Origin of the sequence: Lacticaseibacillus zeae DSM 20178 = KCTC 3804, assembly GCF_000260435.1 — a bacterium.
Classification (GTDB): Bacteria; Bacillota; Bacilli; order Lactobacillales; family Lactobacillaceae; genus Lacticaseibacillus; species Lacticaseibacillus zeae.
The window spans coordinates 1-24,001 of sequence record NZ_BACQ01000020.1 but is presented as its reverse complement, the minus strand read 5'-3'; the positions used below and the strand labels follow the sequence as shown (position 1 = coordinate 24,001).

Here is a 24,001-nt window from a genome sequence, read left to right as displayed (position 1 = left end):
CTATGCTTTATTTGCTGCCGAATTGGCCCCAAACGCCAAAGCTGCTAGAAGAAGAGTCGATGGTTAACTTGGCGCACTTATTTAGTGCCCATGATCAACCGTTCGAGTTGCTCTTTTTGCGGCCAGAGCCTTGGTTGCGCCGAACTTTAAAAGAAAACGATCTCCTGTCTGAACGGTGGTGGTCAGTCTTTGATGCGATTCAAGACGTACCATTTCAGGCTGGCCAACCGGTTGATCTGGAAGATTTGGGCATGCCCGAAGATGTTGAGCGGATCTTTTCGCAAAGTCAGGTGACGCTCAATCGGCAGGATGAGTTGTATGCCGTGATCAAGACGTTTAAAACCGGTTTTATTCTGAGCGTTGAATTTCCTGAAGGGGCTATCGGTAAAGAAGAGCGCGTTTATGATGATCGCGGTTTTTGGAGTTATAGTCGATTTTTTGACGCTCAAGGCAAAATCATTCGGCGCGTTTGGTATGACTTAACCGGAAGCATTGTGATGACCGAAGAAGCATCCGGTCAGGTCAAGATTGGCACACAAGCAGCACGCCGATTCAAGCAGCACCAATATGCGAACCTGGATCAGGTTATTTTGGAAAAACTGAACGAGCATTTAACACTGGCTGCGGATCCGCATATTGTTGCCATGGCTGGGATGGCGCAACCCATGTTAAAGGCCATTATGGCAGATTATCCAGTGACCATGCTGGTGGAAGAACATCTAGCCAAGCAGGAACGGCAATCTGTCCGGGCGGTGGCAGAACAGGCAACGGAGATTATTTCGCCGACCGATCACTATGCCGAACAGTTAAAGAAACAACTCGGCACCGGTGCCGACCAAAAGATTCAGGTCATCCCGCCTTACGCTACCTCGTTGGCTTTAGGGGTTAGCAATGAAACCGATCAAACGACCGTGATGTGGTATGTCAATCAGCTCAATGCCGAACGGTTGGCGGTGGTTTTTCCGCAGTTATTGGCCATGTTGAGCAAGGAGAATCGACGCCGGTTGGTTGTAGTTGCAGACAATGATGATCAAGTTACCCATCTGCAACAACTGGCCATTAACTTCTTCGCAAATCTTCAAGGCATTAGTCCTGACTCAGGCATGTTTGCCGAAATTACCAAAACAATTCAAAAGTGGCAAGACGACCAAGCACATGCTGGTGACAATGTGACGGTTGAAAATGCGCAGATGCCGCTGCCACCGGCGCAAACCGATTCGGCAGCGGATCAAGCCGCTAATCAAAAAGCCCTCAAGATTCAGCAAACGGCATTTCAGGTTTTCCAAATATTGACACATCTTCATTACGCCGTCGATCCGGAAGTCGGTCAGCTGAAGCAATGGTTGCATAGCAGTCGGTTGTTAGTTGATTTAGGCGATCAACCTAATTTGTTGCTGCAGATTGGTGCGATCAGTGTGGCGATCCCGCAGATTAATCGGCATGAGACCGGTTATGTTCAAAATGGCGTTAATGGCCGCATCATCGATCAGGATCGTGCGTTGGCCGACGCTCTGTCTGGTTATTTGGACCAGCTATCCGCTTGGAATCGCACGGTGGTCGCTAATGTCAAATTGATCGATCAACATGATGATGACCAGTTGATGCGCTTATGGAAGAAGGTTTTGACCCATGGCAGATAACGCTTATCCTGTTTTACAGCTGGGGACGCAGGCAATCCCATTGCAGGAACATCTCACGAAAGACTTTGCTTTTGAGTTTATTTCAAATGCCGCCTTCAATACTGCGCCGACTCCGCCAGCGGCTCAGCCGGACAAAAGCGATTCGAAAGGTGAACCAGCCGAAAAACCCGATCAGCCACCCATTTCGTTGTGGCAGAATGCAGGCATGACACAGTTACGCCGCGAATATGCGACAGGGTTGTTCATCATTACAGAAGGCGCAGCTGTGTTAAAGCAACCCGACCAACTGATCGGTTTGCCTGCCAACACCATTATGTATGATGAAACGTTATCGTTAACGCCGGAAATCATTCACATTTTGGATTTAAAACAAGCACACCCAATTTCGTTAGATCATTTAGACCAATTAGGCGAACAGATCGTTTTATTCTTTTATCCGGCGCAATGGGGTATTCGGGTGCCTTTTGGCCGGATCGAAATTGCCGATGGCTTTTCCGGAAGTGTTATGCAGCAAGGCAGTGTCGGGGTGACGTTAAAAGGCGATTTTGGCCGCGACTTGCAACCATCCGTTTATTGGCGCGGCTCCTTAGGGATTGGGCAAATGGAAGCTATTGCCATTTCGATTGAATGCGAGACGGCTGGGGATGTCGAAGTCTGGGCCAAACTGCAAATGGTGAATCCACAAAACTTTCAGATCGCCCAAAAGAAACTCATTCCACTATCGGCATTTCGTGACGATACGATCTTAGACACCAAAGCCGGGTTCCGGTTTGTCAACATTACCTTGATGGCTAAAGGTAATGGAACGGTGAAAATCAGGCAGGTTCATTTACGGCGCAGTCGCGGCAAGTATGGCACGATGTTTATCGGCGGCAAACGCTTGAAAGCTGTTAAACCATTGGATGGTGAGCTGTTGAGTTACTTTGACGCCGGTGATTTGAAGCCGCCACTGTCGGTTTACTTTTCCGGTTATCGGTCGGCTGAAGGATTTGAAGGTAACTTCATGATGAAAGCGATGCGTAATCCTTTCTTGCTGTTCAGTGATGCGCGGTTGGAAGGGGGAGCCTTTTATCTTGGTGATCCGCAGCTTGAGAATCAGGTTGTTGAAATGATTCAGGCGACGTTGAAGCGGTTGGGTTTTCGGCCGGATGAGTTGATTTTGTCCGGACTGTCGATGGGCACGCTTGGGGCGTTATATTATGGTGCCAAGTTAGATCCACGGGCGATTTTGGTTGGTAAACCGCTGATTAATCTAGGGACAATCGCCGAGAATGGCCGGGTGCGGCGCAGTGCCGATTTTGCGACTGCTTTTGATATGCTGATGATGTTTAATGGCAGCGCCACTCATGAAAGCGCTGAAAAGATCAACCAACGCATCTGGCGTACAATTTCTGGCGGGAAGTTTGATCATACGTTTTTTGCAATTGCCCATATGCTGGATGACGATTACGAACATCATGCGTTTGATGAAATCGTCAAGTGGCTCAATCGCCGCCAGCAGCATAACCGGGTGTTGCATATCGGACTGCACGGCCGGCATAACGACAATACCAACGAAGTGAATGCCTGGTTCTTGCGGCAATATCATATGATTTTAACGCAGGAATTCGGACGCTCATTCTAGGGAAAAGAGGCAATGATGGAGACTGCTTATTTGTTTTTCTGGCGCCGGATGCTGGATACGACCTTTAATTATGGTGCCCAAGTGAATTATTTGGCAGATGGTACCGTGCAGTTTGAAGCGCCCATGATGCCGCCGGGTAAAACGATCCACGCGTGGACGACCACCAAAGACTTTGAACATAATCTACAACTGGCAGAATTGCCGATTTTGACGCCTGGAGAAACTTATGCGCTGGTTCTCAACTGGGAAGTGAAGGAGGACAGTGTCTTCTGTCAGATTGTCTTCACTGACGCTTCCGGGTTGGAAGTCGGATCGGAAGTTTTCGAGGACGGCAAAGGGACCTTTACTTTTCCACTTACAGCGACTGCATATGAAATTCGCTTAAAAAATATGCGCCATGAACAGGTCGTTTTTCATTATGGTATGATTATCCCAGTATCTGTTTATAACCATTTTGATATAGCGGTGGATTTAAACCATGCGTTGGTGACCTTTCGTGCACGGAAGCAAACCGATCAATCGCAAGTTTTGGGGATAACAGAGCGCAGCAGCCTGACCAAGCCGTTATGGTTGCCGCCAGCAGCGCAAACGATCTTTGTGGTCGCTGCCACTGCGAAACAATTGCTTGATCCGCAGTGGTGCCAAGAGACGGCAGCATTTTTAAAAGCTGAATTCGATCCGGCATTTGGATCGTTAACCGTTGCATACCAGGTTGGCCGGCATCTCGGTCACTTGCGGCAGGCATTACGAGCGGCATTTTCCAAAAAAATTGAAAAGTGAAGGGGTAAAGGTAAATGATTTTTTTCATGAATCGGGCCATGGGCATTGGCAATTCAGGTGTCGAACATGCCGAATTCTACCGCGCCAAGTTATTTGACCGGTTAGGCATCGACTACCGGTTTGTCATGTTGGACGTGGTGCGCGAACTACGCGAGGCAATGGCAAAATGGCAGATTAAAAATCGCAAAATGATTAATATTTGGGAATATTTTACATTTGGTGACGATTATCTGCGTCATGGCATTGAAGATTTGATCACCCCGAAGGATCATACTTTGATCGATGGGACGAATACATATCGGATTCAGGAGTACATCACAAGTGGTGGCCTAAGGATCGTCAATCACTTGGTTAAGTATCCCGATAAACACAAAAAGAGTAACGTCCTGCTCGTCAGTACCGGGCGCACCGAAATCTTCAACCAGCGCACTGGCGAAAAACGGGTGATGTTCTCTTACGTTGACGATCAGCATCGCGGTATGTTGATGAAAGACATCCACCTTTATAACCAAAACGGTCAGCATCTTTTCTTCGCCAATGAAGTGTTGATGATTCGTTATTTCATGAATAAGCTTAACGATTTCTTTGGACGTAACAGCACCTTCATTATTGATCGTGGTGAAGGGGTTGAAATGGCGATCGACTATCACCGCCCAGTTGGCAGTCACATTGTCAATATCGTTCATGCTGATCATTTATCTGACCGGGATGACCCAGAGAACCCGTTGTGGAACAACCATTACGAGTACTTATTAACTCGGCTGAATCGAGTCGACAGCGTGGTAGTCGCAACCAAATTGCAGCGCGAGGATCTCATCCGTGATTTTCCTCAGTATGCGAAAAAGTTTGTCGCGATTCCGGTTGGCGGTGTGCGTGATCAGAAGACAGCACCGGTTAAAACAGCCTTGGGTGATCCGATTCGCCTAATCACGGCGTCTCGGCTTGCTTCTGAAAAACACATTGATTTAATCATTCGAGCAGTTGCTGCTTTGAACAAAGACGGCGTTCACTACACACTCGACATTTATGGCGGTGGCGGTGAAGAGATGAAGCTGAACCAGTTGATTGATAAGCTACATGCCGGTGATTATGTTAAGATGAAAGGCCAGACCAATCAGCTGGATAAGCTTTATCCTAAATACGACGCATTTGTGTCAGCCTCATTCTCTGAAGGGTTTGGTTTGACGTACATTGAGGCGCTGAATGCTGGCTTGCCAGTCGTGACTTACAAGGCGCGTTTTGGTGCCATGGAGTTAATCAAGGATAATGTCAACGGCTTTTTGCAGGACTTCAAGCGGGATGATACCCAGTACAATGTCGATCAAATGGTGACGGGTCTAAAACGTTTGAAGGCGGCAGATTACCAGAAACTGTGCGGTCAGACGTTCAACTCGGTCGCAGACTTTCAGGATCACCGGATTGCAGGGGAATGGAGGAAGATGCTTGATGAACTATGAAATTGTCAATCAGCTGGAAGCCGGCCAACCTGGCTGGGATGACCACAAGGCGTGGTTAAAACAAACTAACACGCAACTGTTAGTTTTGGGCCCGTTGCCCGGTTTCTATGGGTTCTTAAAAGATGAACACCTCCAAGGCGTGGATTTAATTGATACGATTACCCAACGGCGCTATATCGATCACAAGTATATGTTTTTTGACAAGGCGCCGGTTCCTGAGGGCACGGCGGTTTACATGAACGAAGGTGGCACCATTTCGCTTATCAGCGAAGGAGAGACGATTGGCTCGATGGTGACCTATGCCGGTACACGCCGGGCAGTCAAGGAGTTGCGCTACCAGTACTTAGATGGCACTAAGGACTTGATTGAGGAATATTCGTTCGACGGCAATCATTACAGCAATCTTTTTTACTATAATGATGATATTCAGGAGATTCAGTTCTTAAATCGCGATGGGAAAGTCGTGATTCGCGAATTTTTCTATGAAGGTGCAATCAACCTTATCACAGTTGAGGATCCTTTTAGCGGCCATGAACTGCGGCGTTATGACGATATCGAGGCTTTCAGAGAAGGTGAGATTGCGCGCTTTTTGAAACCGGAGGACACGGCCATAACGCGCTATATGGGTCTGGAAATGACGGCACTGCGACATGCCAAGTCGCACAACGTTTTAAGACTGTCGGAATCGCCTTTTGATGAGAATTCCGAAGTGCGCGGCAATTTAATGGCCATTTTGACCAACGAAATTGCTTATATTCACGAGGTACAAATGGATCAGGCAAGTTATAACGCATTGGCACTGAGAGATGTGCCATTAGACAAAGCTAAAGTGGTCACGGAAGCTAGGTAACATTGCTAAAAAAGAATCTTTGAGATCGGTCAATTCACAACCTAGGCGCTCAGATCAAAAAACGATCTAAGCGTCTTTTTGTTGCGCAAAATATTATCATGAGCTATTGCTGAGGATTAAAAACAGGTCCTTGTCACGAATGCATAGAAGCGAAGAAGCAGGATTGGCAGACATTTGTTAACCCCTTTAACGGCAGAAGTATATCTAAAAGGAGTCTTATGTGCGATTTTTAGGCGTAAAAGCGCCGTTTCAAGAAAGCGGTTACATTTTTTAAATTTGAAGTTCCTTAGTGTCGCCATCTTTAAGGTGTTGATAGGTCAGTCGCTGTGACTGACATCGGCAATTTTGAATAACGTCGCATCAATTAAAATATTGATATTAATTTAAATAAAAATCGTTATTTTGAAAAATTATATGTTACACTACGAACGTATACTGAAATCATGAAGGAATAACCTAAGAATGATGAATCAGGAGGGAATGGGCGATTAATGAGTAGATTAAATCCTCAAAGACAGAAGCGGCTTTTTGAAACGAACAGTAAAAGCCGTTTTAGAATGTATAAAGCCGGCAAGCAATGGTTGGTTGCCGGTATCGCCACATTAAGCGGCTTATTTGGTATGGGGGCCGTCGCTAGTTCGCCGGTGCACGCAAGTACAACGAACACGGCTGGTGTCGGCAAAGAGGCCGGAAAACAGGATGTGCTGGCGACTCAAAATCAAGCGACCATTCCTGCGAGTTCCAATACGACATCGCAATCAACTTCGGAAAGCACTTCAACCAGTACGTCCGAGAGCGTCTCGGCGTCGCAGTCGGTTAGTGCTAGCGATTCAAAGAGCACTTCTGACTCAAGCAAGAATAGCCAGAGCACTTCAACCAGCAGCTCTATTAGTGCGGCCAGCGCGTCAGTAAGTGAATCCATTTCCAAGTCTGAAAGCGCAGCGAAGAGTGGTTCCACCACTGAATCGCAAAGCAATAAGACCACACAATCAGAAAGCCAGAAAAAGTCAGAGAGTACCTCGAATCAGCCAGCTTCGAAGGAAACATCGGTTAGCGTATCTGAAAGTACCTCGACGAGCACGAACCCCTCAAAGCAGGCTTCAACCAGTTCATCTGAAAGCACAACAGGCAAACAGAGCACCAGCACCTCTGAAAGCCAATCTTTGAGTGCTTCTCAGAGCACGTCACTCAGCATTTCCGAGCAATCGTTAAGCGACTTAGCTGCCAAGACTGGTGAGCTAGCAACAACTGATATTAACAAACTCACTGCTATGATGGCGCAGGCCAAGACGGCAGCTGCTGATAGTGAATTCACCATTACGGATCAAAAAAGATTTTAAGAGTGGTGAATCTGCTGCTGAGTCTGATCTTAAGTCCATTATTAGTAATATTAACCTCAAGGGACTCGGGATTTTAAATATTGGTAACGTTAGAGGCGCCGTTAATCAGCTGGCAGCTTTAATTGATGCCTATATTAAAAATCCTAAACTCTATACGAACACGACAATCACTGACAACAAGACTGGCACCAATGCTTATGATCCCATTTGGAAGCCGGATAATCGTAACAATAGCAGTCGTTGGCCTGGTGCTAATAGCATCACAGACTTAAGCGGTACTGGTTACTTTTATGCCGTCAACAGCTCATTGCCTTCTTTCAACGCTGGTTATGTCACTTATCTGCGTTCATATGCACAAGGTATTTTGGATGATTTGTCCGCTGTTAAGAATCAATCGACAAATCCTGATGCAGCCAATTCCTTAATCAACAACACTACTTATCGTTCAGGGGACTTAAGTGGTTCCTCACTGGGCGGCGTTATCTCAAATGGACTAAGCTTTATCTGGAATTCATTTTGGAATAACTATAACGTTCCAAAGGTACTGCAAGTATATACTGATTCAAGTGTTGCGGCATCAAATGTCAATACAACTGTTGGTTACCTCAATAACTTAGTTGGTCTGGTTGCCCCTTATATCATCAACGGGATCGCTCATCAGGCATTGTCTGATATTCGGTCAATCGGCAATGCCAAAATGGGTGCAGATGGCAAGGTTGACTATGCCCCTGACAACTTTACCGATGCCGTTAGTTTGAACGGCAACATTCAGACTTTTCTTAAAATGGTCGGCCTGGATGGGGTTATTCAAAGTAGCCTCATGCAGCGTATTTATGATTCGATTAAAACCGTTGCTCAACAAGCTATCATGAACAACTGGGCAACTGGTGAGTATAAAGCCCTGCAGAACCTGATGAACAATGGTATCTATGATGACGGCTCAAATACGTATAAGGCCACTGGCTATGACGTTAATAATCCAGCCGCTGTCACTAATAGTAATCAGGCCAATTTAAGTGACACGACCCAAGCCGCTGCTTATGCATGGGCCATGAAAGTCTTCACGCCTTTGCTTCAAAAAGCAGCTTCGGATGCTTGGAGTGGTAGTCCAGCTGACAACATTGACGAACTAATTGATTCATTGAATGTCTCCGACGCTGACAAAGCTCTACTGAAGACGGATAATGCACAAAACACGGCGTCCGGTCTCAAGAATTATGCTCGCAGCGCTGAAGGCGCCCGCGAGATGATCCAACAGATCTACTCCAAAGAATATCAAGCGGTTGCTAAAGCACTGTACGACTTTAGAACCGATCCAACATATACGGATGCACAACTAGCACAACGGCAAAAAGATGCGGATCTTAATTTTGAACCAGTAGGTGATCCTGCACTCAATGGTGGCGGCGGTACAGCGACAACACTCGAAGCTAATGATTACACCAGGACTTATCAGTTCTTACGTGACGCCATGTATCAAGGCCAAGCCAATGCCGATATCCAGTCTCATTCACAAAAAGACGGTAACGTTGATCCTACCAAGCCGACACCGACTGAGTTTACAGCGCAGAAGAGCATTTTAAGCTCGACCTTGACACCGTTGGTCGATGATTTGACCAACTTCGCCCGGCCATATTATTCCTATGCATATCAAGTAGAAGCGATCCGGGCGAATAATGCCTTTGCAGCCGGGTTGGCAAAAGCACATGAGGAAATTGCTGCGAACCCAGCGATGCCTGTGCCGGATGCATCTGACGCCGGAAAGATCACGGTTGATGGCCAGGATTACAGTGCCAAAGACGATACAACCGCCTCGATTTATACCACGGTAGCAAGTGCTATTAATAAAGACGCACCAGCAGCAGGCCAAGCCTTCACTGATGGCTATCAGTCAATTTTGACCGAAGTCACCGTTACGTTGCAGGCAAAATCTGGCGAAACTGGTTTTCCTGATGCCAAGACTTATACGGTTTGGGCACCGACTGACCAATTAACCAACATTGGTGCACCAGCTGTCAAAGGCTGGATTCCTGAACCAGTAAATGCTGCCAACACCTTTACAGGCAAAACTGGTCAAATTACGTTTACCTATCACAAAGGCGCCAGCATTGATAACATCAGCATTACCAACCCAACTGATTCGCGTCAGTACAACGGTGAACTTTTAAATTATCCTGATATTGATCCAACCATCACGATTACTTGGAATGATGGCACGAACACGACGACCCAGTCACTCAAATTCTCGTCTATTTCCGGATTTGCCGGGGATATGCACGCATACTTCAACTTTGCCTATACCGGTGACGAAGGTAAGTGGACGGTTCAACTCAATCAAAATGGTGCAGATGCAGTCTTAAGTTGGATTAAAAATCAGCTTAAATATGACGGCACTTCATTTGAGGTGCCTGATTCCGCCCTTGATTTACTACCACAGAAGTTCACTTATAGCATCACCAAACAAGTTGCTGTTACCAGCAAGAAGAACGTTAACTACATTATTGGCGACGACCTCCCGACAGCTAAAGACCTTTATGATTACATTGTTGTCAACGGTGTTAAGTACGACGCCAGCCAGGTTAAGTGGAATGCTGACGGTAGCAAGGGCACGATTGATGGCGTTGGTACCATCACCCTGAACTGGAATAAGAGCAAAGATGATTTGCAAACTGCTGGGACATATACCGATGCCGCTGATCTTCAGCTGACATTGCAGGATGGCACAGTTGCTAAAGATGCTGTGAACGTCATCAGTTCGTCAGCGAAGCACGATGTGACTGTCAACAATAATCGTACGGTTGTTTATGTTATTGGTGGCGACAAGCCTACTGCTAAAGAGGCTATGAATGGATCCGGTGCCTACATTGAAGTTGACGGCACGAAGTATACGACCGATGACATCAAGTGGAGTAGTGATGGTAACACCGGTACCATTACCACTAAGGATGGCAAGACCATCACAGTTACCTTGGCATGGGCTAAGGGTGCTGAAGATGCTATTGAAACGGCTGGATTGCATTCGAATGCGGCTAATGTTGAGGTAACGTTATCCGATAAATACACCGCAGCAGGTGCGTTAAACGTCTATTCGACCACTAATGCTTCCACAGATGCGCAAGTCGATAGTAAGAAGAATATTGGCTACACCATTGGTCATGACCTTCCAACTGCAAAGGACGCCTTTGATGCCGTTGTTGTTAATGGCGTTGTTTACACGGCTGATCAGGTTACCTGGAATAATGACGGCACTGGGACGATTGACGGCGTTGGTACCTTTACGATTGATTGGTCCGATGATGCTCAGAAGACCCTTCAATCAGAAGGCATGCATAAAAATGCCGGCACGTTAGTCTTCACTCGGCAGTCAGACAAGAAACAATTTACTGACAGTTTCAACGTTTATTCAGCACCGGACTATTCTAAGCAATCAGAAAGTGCTTCAGAATCTACTTCAATGTCTGACTCTGAACGAACTTCGACTTCTGCTTCTGCAAGCACCTCGACAAGTACGTCTGCTTCCTTGTCCGCCAGTGAGTCAGCAACGGAATCTAATTCAATTTCGCAAAGCACATCTAAGATCCAGTCAGAATCTGTTTCTGCTTCAGATTCGAAGAAACAGTCGGAGTCTGCTCAATCGAGCCAATCAACCAGTGAGTCGACTTCAGTCTCAATGAGTGAGTCGAGTCGGGCAGCTACCTCAAACTCGGCAAGCACTTCGACGAGTCTATCGGCGTCGACATCTGCAAAGGAATCCACGACAAAGAGCACCTCAAAAGATGTTTCTGAATCGGATTCAGCAAGTCACTCGACGAGTATGTCAACTTCCAAATCATCAAGTGAGTCGAACCGGGCATCTCAGTCCGAATCGGCTAGTTTGTCAGGCAGTGTTTCTGCTTCTGAATCGGCAAGTACCTCTGACAAAGATTCAACCAGTGCTTCAACAAGTGAATCACAATATGAAAGCACGTCGTCAATTGCAAGTGGCTCTGATCGTAAGTCGGCTTCAACATCAGCCAGCGTTTCGATCTCGGCTTCAGCTTCTGGTTCCACGAGTGAATCGGATGTTAAGTCTGATTCCAACTCTGTAAGTGAGAGTCTCTCTGCTTCAGAAAGCGACTCGCGCAACGGTAACAACAGCGGTGCAAGCATTTCGCAGTCGGCAAGCACGTCTGCAAGTACATCGGTTTCAGTTTCGACGAGTGAATCAACACGGAGCTCTGAATCTGTTTCGACAAGCGATTCTCAGCGTGATGCCACATCTAATTCGGCAGATAAGTCAAAGACAGCTTCCGAAAGCGGATCAGTTAGCGCTTCAACTTCGGCATCTAAGAGTTTGTCAGAGCGTCGTGACGAGTCTAAGTCTGCATCAACATCAACATCACTTTCCGCATCGACGTCAACTCGTGAATCAAATTCTGCTTCGGCAAGTATTTCTGATTCGACAAGTAAATCACAGTCAGAATCGGTATCAACCTCAGATAGCAGTGTGAAATCTGAGTCGATGTCAACGAGCTATTCTGAATCAACGTCTAAATCTAAGTCGGAAATTAAATCGAACTCTGACTCGGCAAGCAATTCGGCCAGTCAATCTGCTTCGACCTCTACCAAGGCTTCGACCAGTGAGTCGCAGTCTAGTTGGACGAGCAATTCTAAGCAAAATTCGACATCCATTTCGGCATCTTATTCTGAAGAGCAATCGACTTCTGACAATAAGAAGGCATCGGTCAGTGAGTCGAATTCAACTTCGATCAGTGAGTCCGAACAGGCTTCGACTTCGGCCTCAGCTTCAACCTCGACAAGTAAGTCGAAGGCAGATTCGACGAGTGAATCAACCAGTCGATCAAAAGAAGGCTCTGGCAGCACCAACAAAGATACTTCCGCATCCACTTCGGCAAGCCTGTCAACTAGCACGTCGGATTCAGCTTCCACCAGTGCTTCAGACCATGCTTCGGCATCCACATCACTGAGTGTTTCTGAGAGCACTTCGGCATCACAGTCGGCAAGTGATTCCAAGCGTGATTCAAAGAGTACTTCGACGAGTGCTTCAACGCAGACGTCACAGTCAGCTTCAACCAGTAATTCTGACCGCGATTCAACTTCTGCGTCAGCAAATGATTCCACCAGTGCATCGAAGTCAGAGTCTACAAGCCAGTCTGATCGGGCATCTAAGTCCGATTCAGCCAGCGATTCGACCTCGACTTCCGAGAGCAAAGGTGCCGGCAGTGAAAGCACCGCTAGTCAGTCAACTTCGGTAAGCACTTCGACCAGTGATTCTGCTTCTACCTCCGACAGTGAATCTAAAAAGGCGTCCAACTCAGCTTCGATAAGTGAGTCGAAGCAGGCTTCAACGTCTAGTTCAACGAGCACTTCGAAATCGGATTCCACATCAATTTCTAAGCGCGAATCGACCAGTGCTTCAACATCCACAGCAGATAGCACGTCAGCGCGGCAATCTGAATCGAATTCGGTAAGCACATCACAATCGGATTCTGCCTCGAAGTCGACCAGCGACTCAAAGCGGACATCAACGAGTCAATCAGATTCAACCTCAACGAGTTACTCCGAATCGACTTCGAAGTCCAAGTCAGAGATTCACTCAAGCTCTGATTCGGCAAGCAAGTCAGGTAATCAATCTGCTTCGACTTCTACCAGCCAGTCGGCGAGTGAATCACAGTCGACTTCGAACGGTGACTCCAAGCAAAACTCGGTATCTGCTTCGACTTCTGCTTCTGAAAAACAGTCGAGTTCTGATGACGACAACGCCTCAGTCAGTGAATCGAATTCAACATCGACTAGCGAGTCCGAACAGGCGTCAACTTCAGCCTCAGCTTCAGCATCGACAAGTAAATCACAGTCACAGTCGACCAGTGAATCAACGAGTCGGTCAAAGGAAGGCTCCGGCAGCACCAGCAAGGATACTTCCGAGTCTACTTTGGCAAGTCTGTCGACCAGCACGTCTGATTCAGCTTCGACCAGTGCTTCAGACCATGCTTCGGCATCCACTTCAATGAGTGTTTCGGAGAGTGCTTCTGCTTCGAACTCAGCGAGTGCTTCCAAGCATGACTCACAAAGTGCTTCGACCAGTGCTTCATCTCAGACATCACAGTCAGTTTCGACCAGCGATTCCGAACGCAATTCGGCTTCCGCATCGGCTAATGACTCCACCAGTGCATCGAAGTCAGCTTCAACCAGCCAGTCTGATCGGGCATCCAAGTCCGATTCAGCTAGCGACTCGACCTCGACTTCCGAAAGCAAGGGTGCTGGCAGTGAAAGTACTGCTAGTCAATCCACATCGGTAAGCACTTCGACCAGTCAATCTGCTTCAACTTCAGATAGTGAAGAAAATAAGAACTCCAAGTCGACATCTACTAGCGAATCGAAGCAAGCTTCAACGTCAGCTTCCACGAGCACCTCGCAGTCGGATTCCACATCAACTTCTAAGCGCGAATCGGCCAGTGCTTCAACATCCGAGTCAGACAGTACGTCAACACGTCACTCTGAATCGAATTCGGTAAGCACATCGCAATCTGATTCAACCTCGAAGTCATACAGTGAGTCCAAGCAGACGTCTACCAGTCAGTCCGGTTCAACCTCGACGAGCCACTCCGAATCGACTTCGAAGTCCAAGTCAGAGATTCACTCAAGCTCTGATTCGGCAAGCAAGTCAGACAATCAATCTACTTCGACTTCGACCAGTCAGTCTATCAGTGAATCAAAGTCGAGCTGGAATAGTAGCTCCAAGCAAAACTCGGTATCGGCTTCGAATTCAGCATCTGAAGAGCAGTCAACTTCTGACAATCAGAGTGCTTCAGTCAGTGAATCGAACTCGACTTCGACGAGCGAGTCCGAACAGGCGTCAACTTCCGCATCAGCTTCAACCTCGATGAGCAAGTCGCAGTCAGATTCGACCAGTGAATCAACCAGTCGGTCAAAGGAGGGCTCTGGGAGTACCAGCAAGGATACTTCTGAATCCACTTCGGCAAGTCTGTCAACCAGCACCTCTGATTCAGCTTCCACTAGTGCTTCAGATCATGCTTCGGCATCCACATCGATGAGCATTTCGGAGAGCACTTCAGCTTCGAACTCAGCGAGTGCTTCCAAGCATGACTCACAAAGTGCTTCGACCAGCGAATCAGCGCGGACATCACACTCGGCTTCGACGAGTGATTCCGAACGCAATTCGGCATCAGTATCGGCAAGTGATTCAACGAATGCTTCCAAGTCAGCATCAACCAGCCAGTCTGATCGGGCATCCAAGTCTGATTCAGCCAGTGATTCGACTTCTACTTCTGAAAGCAAAGGTGCTGGCAGTGAAAGCACAGCTAGTCAGTCGACTTCGGTAAGCACGTCGACCAGTCAATCTGCTTCAACTTCAGATAGTGAAGAAAATAAGAACTCCAAGTCGACATCTACTAGCGAATCGAAGCAAGCTTCAACGTCAGCTTCCACGAGCACCTCGAAGTCGGATTCCACATCAACTTCTAAGCGCGAATCGACCAGTGCTTCAGTATCCGAGTCAGACAGTACGTCAACACGTCACTCTGAATCGAATTCGGTAAGCACATCGCAGTCTGACTCAACCTCGAAGTCTTACAGCGAGTCTAATCAGACTTCAACGAGTCAATCAGGCTCTACTTCGACCAGTCACTCAGAATCAACTTCGAAGTCCAAGTCGGAAATTCATTCAAGTTCTGACTCGGCAAGCAAGTCAGCTAGTCAGTCGACTTCGACATCAACTAGTCAGTCCAAGAGTGAGTCACAATCGACTTCTAAGCACAAGTCAGATAATGGCTCGGCTTCCGATTCAGTTTCGGAGTCAATTTCTACCAGTGCCTCGGCACATACCAGTGAATCGGTAAGTGCTTCGACATCCGCTTCCAAGAGCACAACTGGCGCAGCTTCGGCATCAACGTCGGCGAGTGATTCAACAAGCAAGTCAATTTCAAACTCACGGAGCGAATCGACTAGTCGCTCAAATCAAAGTTCAGAAAGCATCTCTAAGGAACGCTCACAATCAGCTTCAGCCAGCCTATCTGACAGTAGCTCCAAGTCAGCTTCGACCAGCGCGTCTGATCATGCTTCGACTTCAGGTTCCTTAAGTACTTCAACCAGTACTTCTGAATCACGATCAGCCAGTGAATCAAGTCAGGATTCAAAAGCAGCTTCCACTAGTGCTTCTGAACGTGATTCGCAATCAGCTTCAATAAGTGATTCCGAACGCAATTCGGCATCGGTATCGGCGAGTGATTCAACGAATGCTTCCAAGTCAGCGTCAACGAGTCAGTCTGATCGGGCATCCAAGTCCGATTCGGCTAGCGACTCAGCCTCGATTTCGGAAAGCAAGGGTGCTGGCAGTGAAAGCACCGCTAGTCAATCCACGTCGGTAAGTACCTCGACCAGCCAATCTGCTTCAACTTCAGACAGTGAAGAGAACAAGAACTCTAAGTCGACATCCACTAGCGAATCGAAGCAGGCGTCAACGTCGGCTTCAACAAGCACCTCGAAGTCGGATTCCACATCAACTTCTAAGCGCGAGTCGACCAGTGCTTCCGCGTCCGAATCAGACAGTACCTCAACGCATCACTCTGAATCGAATTCGGTAAGTACCTCGCACTCAGATTCAACCTCGAAGTCTTACAGTGAATCCAAGCGGACCTCCACAAGCCAGTCGGATTCAACTTCCAAGAGTCAATCCGAATCAACCTCACAAAGTCAAGCTTCTGAGAGCAAATCTGAATCTGTCTCCGGCAGTCAGTCTGAATCAACTTCGAAGTCCAAGTCAGCGACTCAGTCAAGTTCTGAATCAGCAAGTAAGTCGACCAGTCAATCTGTTTCGACTTCTACCAGTCAGTCGATGAGTGAATCACAATCGGCTTCGAACAGCCATTCCAAGCAAAACTCGGTATCGACGTCAACTTCAACTTCTGAAAAGCAGTCGACTTCTAACAACGCGAGTGCTTCTGTCAGTGAATCGAATTCAACATCGACTAGCGAGTCTGAACAGGCTTCAACTTCAGCCTCAGCTTCGGCGTCCACGAGTAAGTCGCAATCGCAGTCGACCAGTGAGTCAACGAGTCGGTCGAAGGAAGGCTCCGGCAGCACCAGCAAGGATACTTCCGAGTCCACTTCGGCAAGTCTATCGACCAGCACGTCCGATTCAGCTTCCACCAGTGCTTCGGATCATACTTCGGCATCCACTTCTATGAGTCATTCGGAGAGCACTTCTGCTTCGAACTCAGCCAGTGCTTCCAAACATGACTCACAAAGTGCTTCCACCAGTGAGTCAGCGCGGACGTCACAGTCGGCTTCAACGAGTGACTCTGAGCGCAATTCAGCTTCTGCCTCAGCTAAAGACTCGACCAGCACTTCCAAGTCGGATTCAACTAGCCGTTCCGATCAGGCTTCCAAGTCTGATTCCGCCAGCACCTCGGCTTCGAAGTCAACCAGTCGGTCAATGGAGAGCGGCAGTGATTCGAGTCAATCTGAATCGACCAGCACATCGGCTAGTCAATCAACGTCGACTTCAACGAGTGAATCAAAGCAAGCTTCAACGTCCTCTTCAAAGAGCGAATCGAAGCAGAACTCTGAGTCAGTTTCCACGAGCACTTCGAAGTCGGATTCCACATCAACTTCTAAACGCGAATCGACCAGTGCTTCAGTATCCGAGTCGGACAGTACGTCAACACGTCATTCTGAATCGAATTCGGTAAGCACATCACGATCTGATTCAACCTCGAAGTCTTACAGCGAATCCAATCGGACGTCGACCAGTCAGTCAGGTTCAACTTCGACAAGCCACTCCGAATCAACTTCGAAATCCAAGTCGGAAATTCATTCAAGTTCTGATTCGGCAAGCAAGTCTGGCAGTCAGTCAGTTTCGACATCTGCTAGTCAATCCAAGAGTGAGTCGCAATCGACTTCTAAGCACAAGTCAGAAAATGGTTCAGCTTCTGATTCAACGTCTGAATCGATCTCTACCAGTGCTTCGGCACATGCCAGTGAATCGGTAAGTGCCTCGACATCGGCTTCCAAGAGCACAACTGGCGCAGCTTCGGCCTCAACGTCGGCAAGTGATTCGACAAGTAAGTCAGTTTCGATGTCGCAAAGCGAATCAACCAGTCGTTCAAATCAAGGCTCAGAGAGCATCTCTAAGGAACGCTCACAATCAGCTTCGGCCAGCTTGTCTGACAGCAGCTCGAAGTCAGCTTCGACCAGCACGTCTGATCATGCTTCGACTTCTGGTTCTATGAGTACTTCAACCAGTACTTCTGAATCGCAATCAGCCAGTGAATCAAGTCAGGATTCGAAAGCAGCTTCCACCAGTGCTTCTGAACGCGATTCACAATCAGCGTCAATCAGTGATTCCGAACGGCAGTCGGCATCAGTATCGGCAAGTGATTCAACGAATACTTCCAAGTCAGCTTCCACGAGCCAGTCTGATCGGGCATCCAAGTCCGATTCGGCTAGCGACTCAGCCTCGATTTCCGAAAGCAAGGGTGCTGGCAGTGAAAGTACTGCTAGTCAATCCACATCGGTAAGCACCTCGACCAGCCAGTCTGCTTCAACTTCTGATAGTGAAGCAGATAAGCATTCGAGGTCAGACTCGACCAGTGAATCGAAGCAAAACTCTGAATCAGCGTCAACGAGCACCTCGAAGTCGGACTCCAGATCAACTTCTCAGCGCGAATCGACCAGTGCTTCCGCATCCGAATCGGACAGTACGTCAACGCGTCACTCTGAATCGAATTCGGTAAGTACCTCGCACTCAGATTCAACCTCGAAGTCTTACAGTGAATCCAAGCAGACATCGACCAGCCAGTCAGATTCAACATCGAAGAGTCAATCCGAATCGACCTCACAGAGTCAATCCTCTGAGAGCAAGTCCGAATCTGTCTCCGGTAGTCGGTCTGAGTCAGTTTCGAAGTCCAAGTCGGCAACCCAGTCAAGCTCCGAGTCAGCAAGTAAATCGGATAGCGGTTCAATTTCAACATCTGCGAGTCACTCAATTAGCGAATCTCAATCCGTTTCTAAGAGTGAATCGCAGCACGAATCGCAATCGAATTCTGCTTCTAAATCTAAGAGCAACTCTGGTTCATCGATTGCAAGTGAGTCGATGAGTGCTTCCACATCTGCTTCGATCAGTGATTCTGACCGCGCATCGACATCTGTTTCGGTAAGTGTATCAACAAGTCAATCGGCTTCGACGTCAGCAAGTGAGTCGACCCCGAACAGCACCTCTAAAGATGCCTCTGCATCAACTTCTGCAAGTGCATCTACTAGTGGTTCTGCTTCTACATCGTTAAGCGAGTCGAATAGTGCTTCGAAGTCGGTATCCACTAGTCAATCGGAGAGTACGTCAGCATCGTCATCGGCGAGTGCTTCCGACAAGGATTCGACCAGCACCTCAACGAGTGAATCGCAGCAGGCGTCACAATCTGGCTCGACCAGTGTTTCTGATCGTCAGTCGGCAAGTGCATCGGCAAGTGATTCTAAGAGTACTTCGAGCTCAACTTCGACTAGTGAATCGGTTCGGGCTTCTAAGTCTGATTCGGCTAGTGATTCGGCTTCTATCTCCACAAGCAAGTCAATGGCAAGTGGTAGTGATTCGAGTCAATCTGAATCGACCAGTTCTTCTGCTAGTCAATCTGCTTCGACTTCAACAAGTGAATCCAAGCATGCCTCTGAATCTGATTCGAAGAGTGAGTCTAAACGTGGTTCTGAATCTGCATCTGCAAGCACATCGCGGTCTGATTCAACTTCGACATCTCATGAGGAATCAAAGAGTGCTTCCACTTCGACATCAAGAAGTGAATCCAAGCGCAACTCTGGTTCTGAATCGGTAAGTGCCTCGAAGTCTGATTCAACCAGCACATCTACTAGTGAATCTGCTTCAACTTCCACGAGTTCTTCTAAGAGCCAGTCGACGTCTGAATCTAAGCGTCAATCGGCATCTGACTCAACTCATGAATCGCAGAGTGCTTCAATGTCTGGCTCAACCAGTCAATCACTAAGTACTTCGAAGTCAGCATCCGTCAGTGAATCCAAGCAGCAGTCCGAGTCTCAGGATCACCATGATTCAGACAGTGCATCAACGTCCACTTCAACAAGTGAATCTGAGCATAATTCTGAATCCAAGTCTTCACATGATTCGAACAGTAATAGCGCCTCGCAATCCACCAGTGAATCGCAAAGTGCTTCGAACTCCACTTCGACAAGCGAATCCGCTAATGGATCTGCTTCCACTTCAGCGAGTGAATCCAGACACAATAGTGATTCTGCTTCAACCAGCGGCTCGATCAGTGTTTCGACTTCCACTTCGACGAGTCAGTCAGAGAAGACTTCTAAGTCTGATTCAAGCAGTCAATCGCAGAGTCAGAGCGCATCGCAGTCGATTAGCGAGTCCAAGCGCGCATCGACATCGACATCTGATCAAGGTTCTAAGACTGAATCTGAGTCGACATCAGCAAGCACCTCAACTAGCCAGTCGACTTCAACATCAGCAAGTGACTCGATCAGCGCATCGATTTCGGTTTCGCAAAGTTCCAAGCAGTCAACGTCTGACTCCTCTAATCCTAGCCAGTCAGCCAGTGCATCGGAATCCACTTCCACAAGTGAATCTCAACGTACCTCTGCATCAACTTCCGCAAGCACGTCCGAGAGTATGAGCGCATCAACTTCAACGAGCGGATCAACCAGCTTCTCTGAATCCGTTTCGACAAGTGAGTCACAACATGGTTCTGCTTCGGCATCAGCCAGTGATTCGACTAGCGTTTCAACATCTGATTCTGCAAGTGCATCGAATAGTGCAGAGAAGTCGACATCTACCAGTGAATCGAAGGAGGCATCTGCATCTACCTCAGCAAGTCTATCCATTAGCGGTTCGACATCGACTTCAACGACAGAGTCAACGAGTGCTTCGGCTTCAACTTCAACAAGTGAGTCCGAGCATGCATCAGCGTCTGCCTCCGCAAGTCAGTCAACAACTAAATCGGCTTCGACTTCAACGAGCGAATCGCGGCATGCTTCACAGTCAAGTTCTGACAGTGCTTCAACCAGTACCTCAACGTCAGAATCTGTTTCGACATCAACCAGTCGTTCTGAATCAAAGGATGACAGCGCATCGGTAAGTGCCTCGACATCTGCTTCGACAAGTCAATCTGATCAGAGTTCGCTTTCTCATTCCGATTCCACAAGTGAATCCATCAGTACTTCGACAAGCGAATCGAAGAGCGCTTCAACCTCAGCATCTGCCAGTGTTTCGAATTCAGATTCAACCAGTCGTTCACAATATGAATCGACCCATCAATCTGAATCAGAATCTACCAGCAGATCGCAACAGGCTTCAACGTCCACTTCGATGAGTCAGTCATTGAGTACGTCGGGTTCTGCATCGGCAAGCACCTCCAAGCGTCAGTCAGAGTCTGGACAGGCAAGCATTTCAACAAGTGCTTCGACCTCAGCCTCGACAAGCGCATCGGATCAGGCTTCACAATCTGATTCTTCGAAGAACTCGACCAGCACAAGCGTGTCAACATCAACAAGTGAATCGCAGCATGCATCGGCATCCACTTCAACGAGTGAATCTGGGCGTCATTCAACATCCGCATCTGTAAGCGGGTCGGAAAGCGACAGCCAGTCAACCTCCACAAGTGAGTCCGCGAGTGCTTCTCAGTCTAGTTCAGAGGCAGGATCAAAGACTGGTGCAGCTTCTGCATCGGCCAGTCAATCGGAGAGCCAGTCAACTTCAACATCGGCTAGTCTGTCCGGTAGTGCCTCAATCTCGACCTCGACATCGCAAAGCGAGTCGACTTCGAATTCAGGTTCGACGGATCCTGAGAAGTCAACCAGTGCTTCAACCTCGACGTCAACCAGTGCTTCCAAACGTACGTCTGAATCTGTTTCAGCAAGTACGTCGAAGAGCACGAGTACGTCACAATCGACGAGTGAATCGACCAGCTTCTCGACATCCGGTTCGATTAGTGAATCGCAACGAGATGCTACCTCGGCGTCAGCGAGCGTATCGACAAGCGATTCTGCTTCGACTTCTGCAAGTCAATCAGCAGAAGACTCAGCATCTGTTTCCATGAGTGATTCGCAACAGGCTTCTGCATCGACTTCGGCCAGTGATTCAACGGTTAAGTCGGCATCGACTTCGACAAGTGAATCCAGACAGGCTTCACAATCGAGTTCTGACAGTGCTTCAACCAGCACCATTAAGTCTGAATCCGCATCGACTTCGGATAGCCAGTCTGGATCGGCCATGACCAGTGCTTCGGTTAGTGCTTCGACATCCGCATCGACCAGTGAATCTGCTCAAAATGCGGCTTCGGCATCAGCATCAGAAAGTCTTTCTCAGAGTACTTCCGAGAGTACTTCGACCAGTGCTTCCGAGAGCTTGTCGGTCAGTGCCTCGACGAATGCGTCAACCTCTGAGTCGTCGTATACGTCAACTAGCACGTCGGCATCCACTTCAGCAAGTGAATCAACGAGTGCTTCGGCATCGACTTCTGATCAAATTGCTTCGCAGTCATCAGCCTCACAGTCTGCTAGTCTATCCAAGCAAGCATCGGCATCGACTTCCACGAGTGATTCAAAGCGTGCTTCAACATCAGCCTCGATAAGTGAGTCACAACGGGATTCACAATCTGAATCCAGTCACGAGTCAAGCAGTGATAGCACGTCAACCTCCACTAGTGAATCGACCAGTGCATCGGCTTCTACATCGATCAGTGCATCTGCACGAGATGCTGAGTCGATTTCAGCCAGTGATTCAACCAGCACGAGTGCTTCTGAGTCGACCAGTGCATCGGCGAGTGCTTCGACATCCGCTGCGCATGATCAGTCTACAACTGAGTCAGAATCGACATCCGCAAGTGAATCCAGCAGCCGTTCGGCAAGCGAATCGACCAGCAGCTCAAAGGAGGCATCGACTTCAACTTCAACAAGCAAGTCTGAGTCTGCTTCGAGTCTGCCGAATCCTTCCAAGTCGACAAGTGCTTCCGTATCGACCTCGACCAGTGAATCGCAAGAGCATTCTGCATCTACTTCGGCAAGCGAATCTGCTGAAAATAGTGCAACGGCATCGACCAGTGCTTCAACGAGCTATTCTGAGTCGACTTCGACCAGCGAATCGCAAGCTGCTTCAGCTTCAACATCAGCAAGCGTGTCAACCAGCGGATCAACGTCAGCTTCCGACAGTCGATCCAAGAGTGCTTCTAATTCGACAACTGGCAGCGAATCGCAGCGGACTTCGGCATCAGTTTCTGCAAGTGCCTCAACAAGCACTTCGCAGTCTGATTCAACCAAGGAGTCTACCAGTGCTTCGCAGTCAACATCTAATAGCAAGTCGGCTCATGATTCCAAGTCAGCATCCGCAAGTGAGTCGGATAGTCACTCAGCATCACAGTCAACAAGTTATTCGATTAGCGAATCGGTAAGTACTTCGACCAGTGAATCACAGCAAACTTCGACATCTGCTTCAACAAGCAGCTCGATGAGTCAAAGTGCTTCAATCTCGGCAAGCATTTCAACGGCACCGGCATCACATTCAGCATCGGCATCAGAGTCTGTATCTGCATCGCAATCGGCTTCTGAGTCAATCTCGACGTCAGCTGAACAAAGCGTCTCGGCATCCGTCAGTGAATCTGAGTCGCATCGGCAGTTGCCATCTACAAGTGGTTCAACGAGTGCAAGCACTTCGACTTCTGAAAGTGTCAGCGCAAGCGAGAGCCAGAGTACCAGTGCTTCTAATTCCAGTGCTTCAGCTTCTGCGAGTGCCTCGAATTCAGGTACTTCAACTTCCAACAGTTCGAGTGCAAGCGGAAGTGAGAGTATGAGCTCAAGTGCCAACACGTCAACTTCTGGCAGCTTAAGCACAAGTGGTAGTATGAGCACCAGCGTTTCCGGCGCTTATAACCCAAGTATGCATAAGCAATTACCGCAAACCAGCGATGATGCAGGTTCAAGTTCAGTCGCCTCAATCGGCATGTTGCTCTTGACCCTCACGGCATTGATGGCGTTGAAGAAGAAGAAACGGCATGATGGGGCAAGATAGCTATCTGAAAGACATTCAGACGAAAACGTTTGAATGAATCTGCAGATGGCCAGGGTTTCGAACTCTCATTGTTGTTAAGAAATACGGGTAGGTCATTTGATGATCTATCCGTATTTTTTTGATGCTGTGACCATTGCATGTCGGCTGCATATCGGCGCCAAAATGGTCATTCGTCGGCTATTTAGACAGCTCACAAGCCAAACTCGCTTTTGCTTACGTGGTTAGCTGCCGAATAAGTTACTGAATATTTTGATAT

At 48.0% G+C, this 24,001-nt stretch carries 7 protein-coding genes; all 7 read left to right on the top strand.

The annotated features are described in order from the left end of the window. Positions 1 to 2: 2 nt before the first annotated feature. The 7 genes from asp1 to GSO_RS17410 all read left to right on the top strand — a co-directional run bounded on the left by asp1 (position 3) and on the right by GSO_RS17410 (position 23,745). A complete protein-coding gene (gene asp1, locus GSO_RS03495) occupies positions 3 to 1,640 on the top strand; it encodes an accessory Sec system protein Asp1 (RefSeq protein ID WP_010489054.1) in 1,638 nt (545 codons plus the stop codon). Next, entirely contained in the window at positions 1,630 to 3,264 is a 1,635-nt protein-coding gene (gene asp2 / locus GSO_RS03490; RefSeq protein ID WP_010489053.1) for an accessory Sec system protein Asp2, read from the top strand. The genes asp1 and asp2 overlap by 11 nt, the downstream gene beginning before the upstream one ends. A 15-nt stretch (positions 3,265 to 3,279) precedes the next feature. Next, positions 3,280 to 4,044: an accessory Sec system protein Asp3 gene (asp3, locus tag GSO_RS16205; RefSeq protein WP_010489051.1), complete on the top strand. Its 765-nt coding sequence runs from the start codon at positions 3,280 to 3,282 to the stop codon at positions 4,042 to 4,044. A 14-nt stretch (positions 4,045 to 4,058) separates the two neighbouring features. After that, positions 4,059 to 5,501 (top strand): glycosyltransferase, encoded by a 1,443-nt coding sequence (locus GSO_RS03480; RefSeq protein ID WP_010489049.1) that lies wholly within the window; start codon positions 4,059 to 4,061, stop codon positions 5,499 to 5,501. Then, positions 5,491 to 6,351 carry a hypothetical protein gene (locus GSO_RS03475; RefSeq protein WP_010489047.1) on the top strand — a complete coding sequence of 287 codons (861 nt, stop codon included), beginning with the start codon at positions 5,491 to 5,493 and terminating at the stop codon, positions 6,349 to 6,351. The genes GSO_RS03480 and GSO_RS03475 overlap by 11 nt, the downstream gene beginning before the upstream one ends. Before the next feature lie 491 nt (positions 6,352 to 6,842). After that, a complete protein-coding gene (locus GSO_RS03470; RefSeq protein ID WP_010489046.1) occupies positions 6,843 to 7,691 on the top strand; it encodes a KxYKxGKxW signal peptide domain-containing protein in 849 nt (282 codons plus the stop codon). Then, positions 7,657 to 23,745 carry an LPXTG cell wall anchor domain-containing protein gene (locus tag GSO_RS17410; RefSeq protein ID WP_010489043.1) on the top strand — a complete coding sequence of 5,363 codons (16,089 nt, stop codon included), beginning with the start codon at positions 7,657 to 7,659 and terminating at the stop codon, positions 23,743 to 23,745. The genes GSO_RS03470 and GSO_RS17410 overlap by 35 nt, the downstream gene beginning before the upstream one ends. The last annotated feature ends 256 nt before the right edge of the window (positions 23,746 to 24,001 follow it).

Excerpts from the sequence above, each read along its gene's own strand:
- asp1 (WP_010489054.1), top strand. The coding sequence starts at position 3 with ATGCTTTATTTGCTGCCGAATTGGCCCCAAACGCCAAAGCTGCTAGAA.
- asp2 (WP_010489053.1), top strand. The coding sequence starts at position 1,630 with ATGGCAGATAACGCTTATCCTGTTTTACAGCTGGGGACGCAGGCAATC.
- asp3 (WP_010489051.1), top strand. The coding sequence starts at position 3,280 with ATGGAGACTGCTTATTTGTTTTTCTGGCGCCGGATGCTGGATACGACC.
- GSO_RS03480 (WP_010489049.1), top strand. The coding sequence starts at position 4,059 with ATGATTTTTTTCATGAATCGGGCCATGGGCATTGGCAATTCAGGTGTC.
- GSO_RS03475 (WP_010489047.1), top strand. The coding sequence starts at position 5,491 with ATGAACTATGAAATTGTCAATCAGCTGGAAGCCGGCCAACCTGGCTGG.
- GSO_RS03470 (WP_010489046.1), top strand. The coding sequence starts at position 6,843 with ATGAGTAGATTAAATCCTCAAAGACAGAAGCGGCTTTTTGAAACGAAC.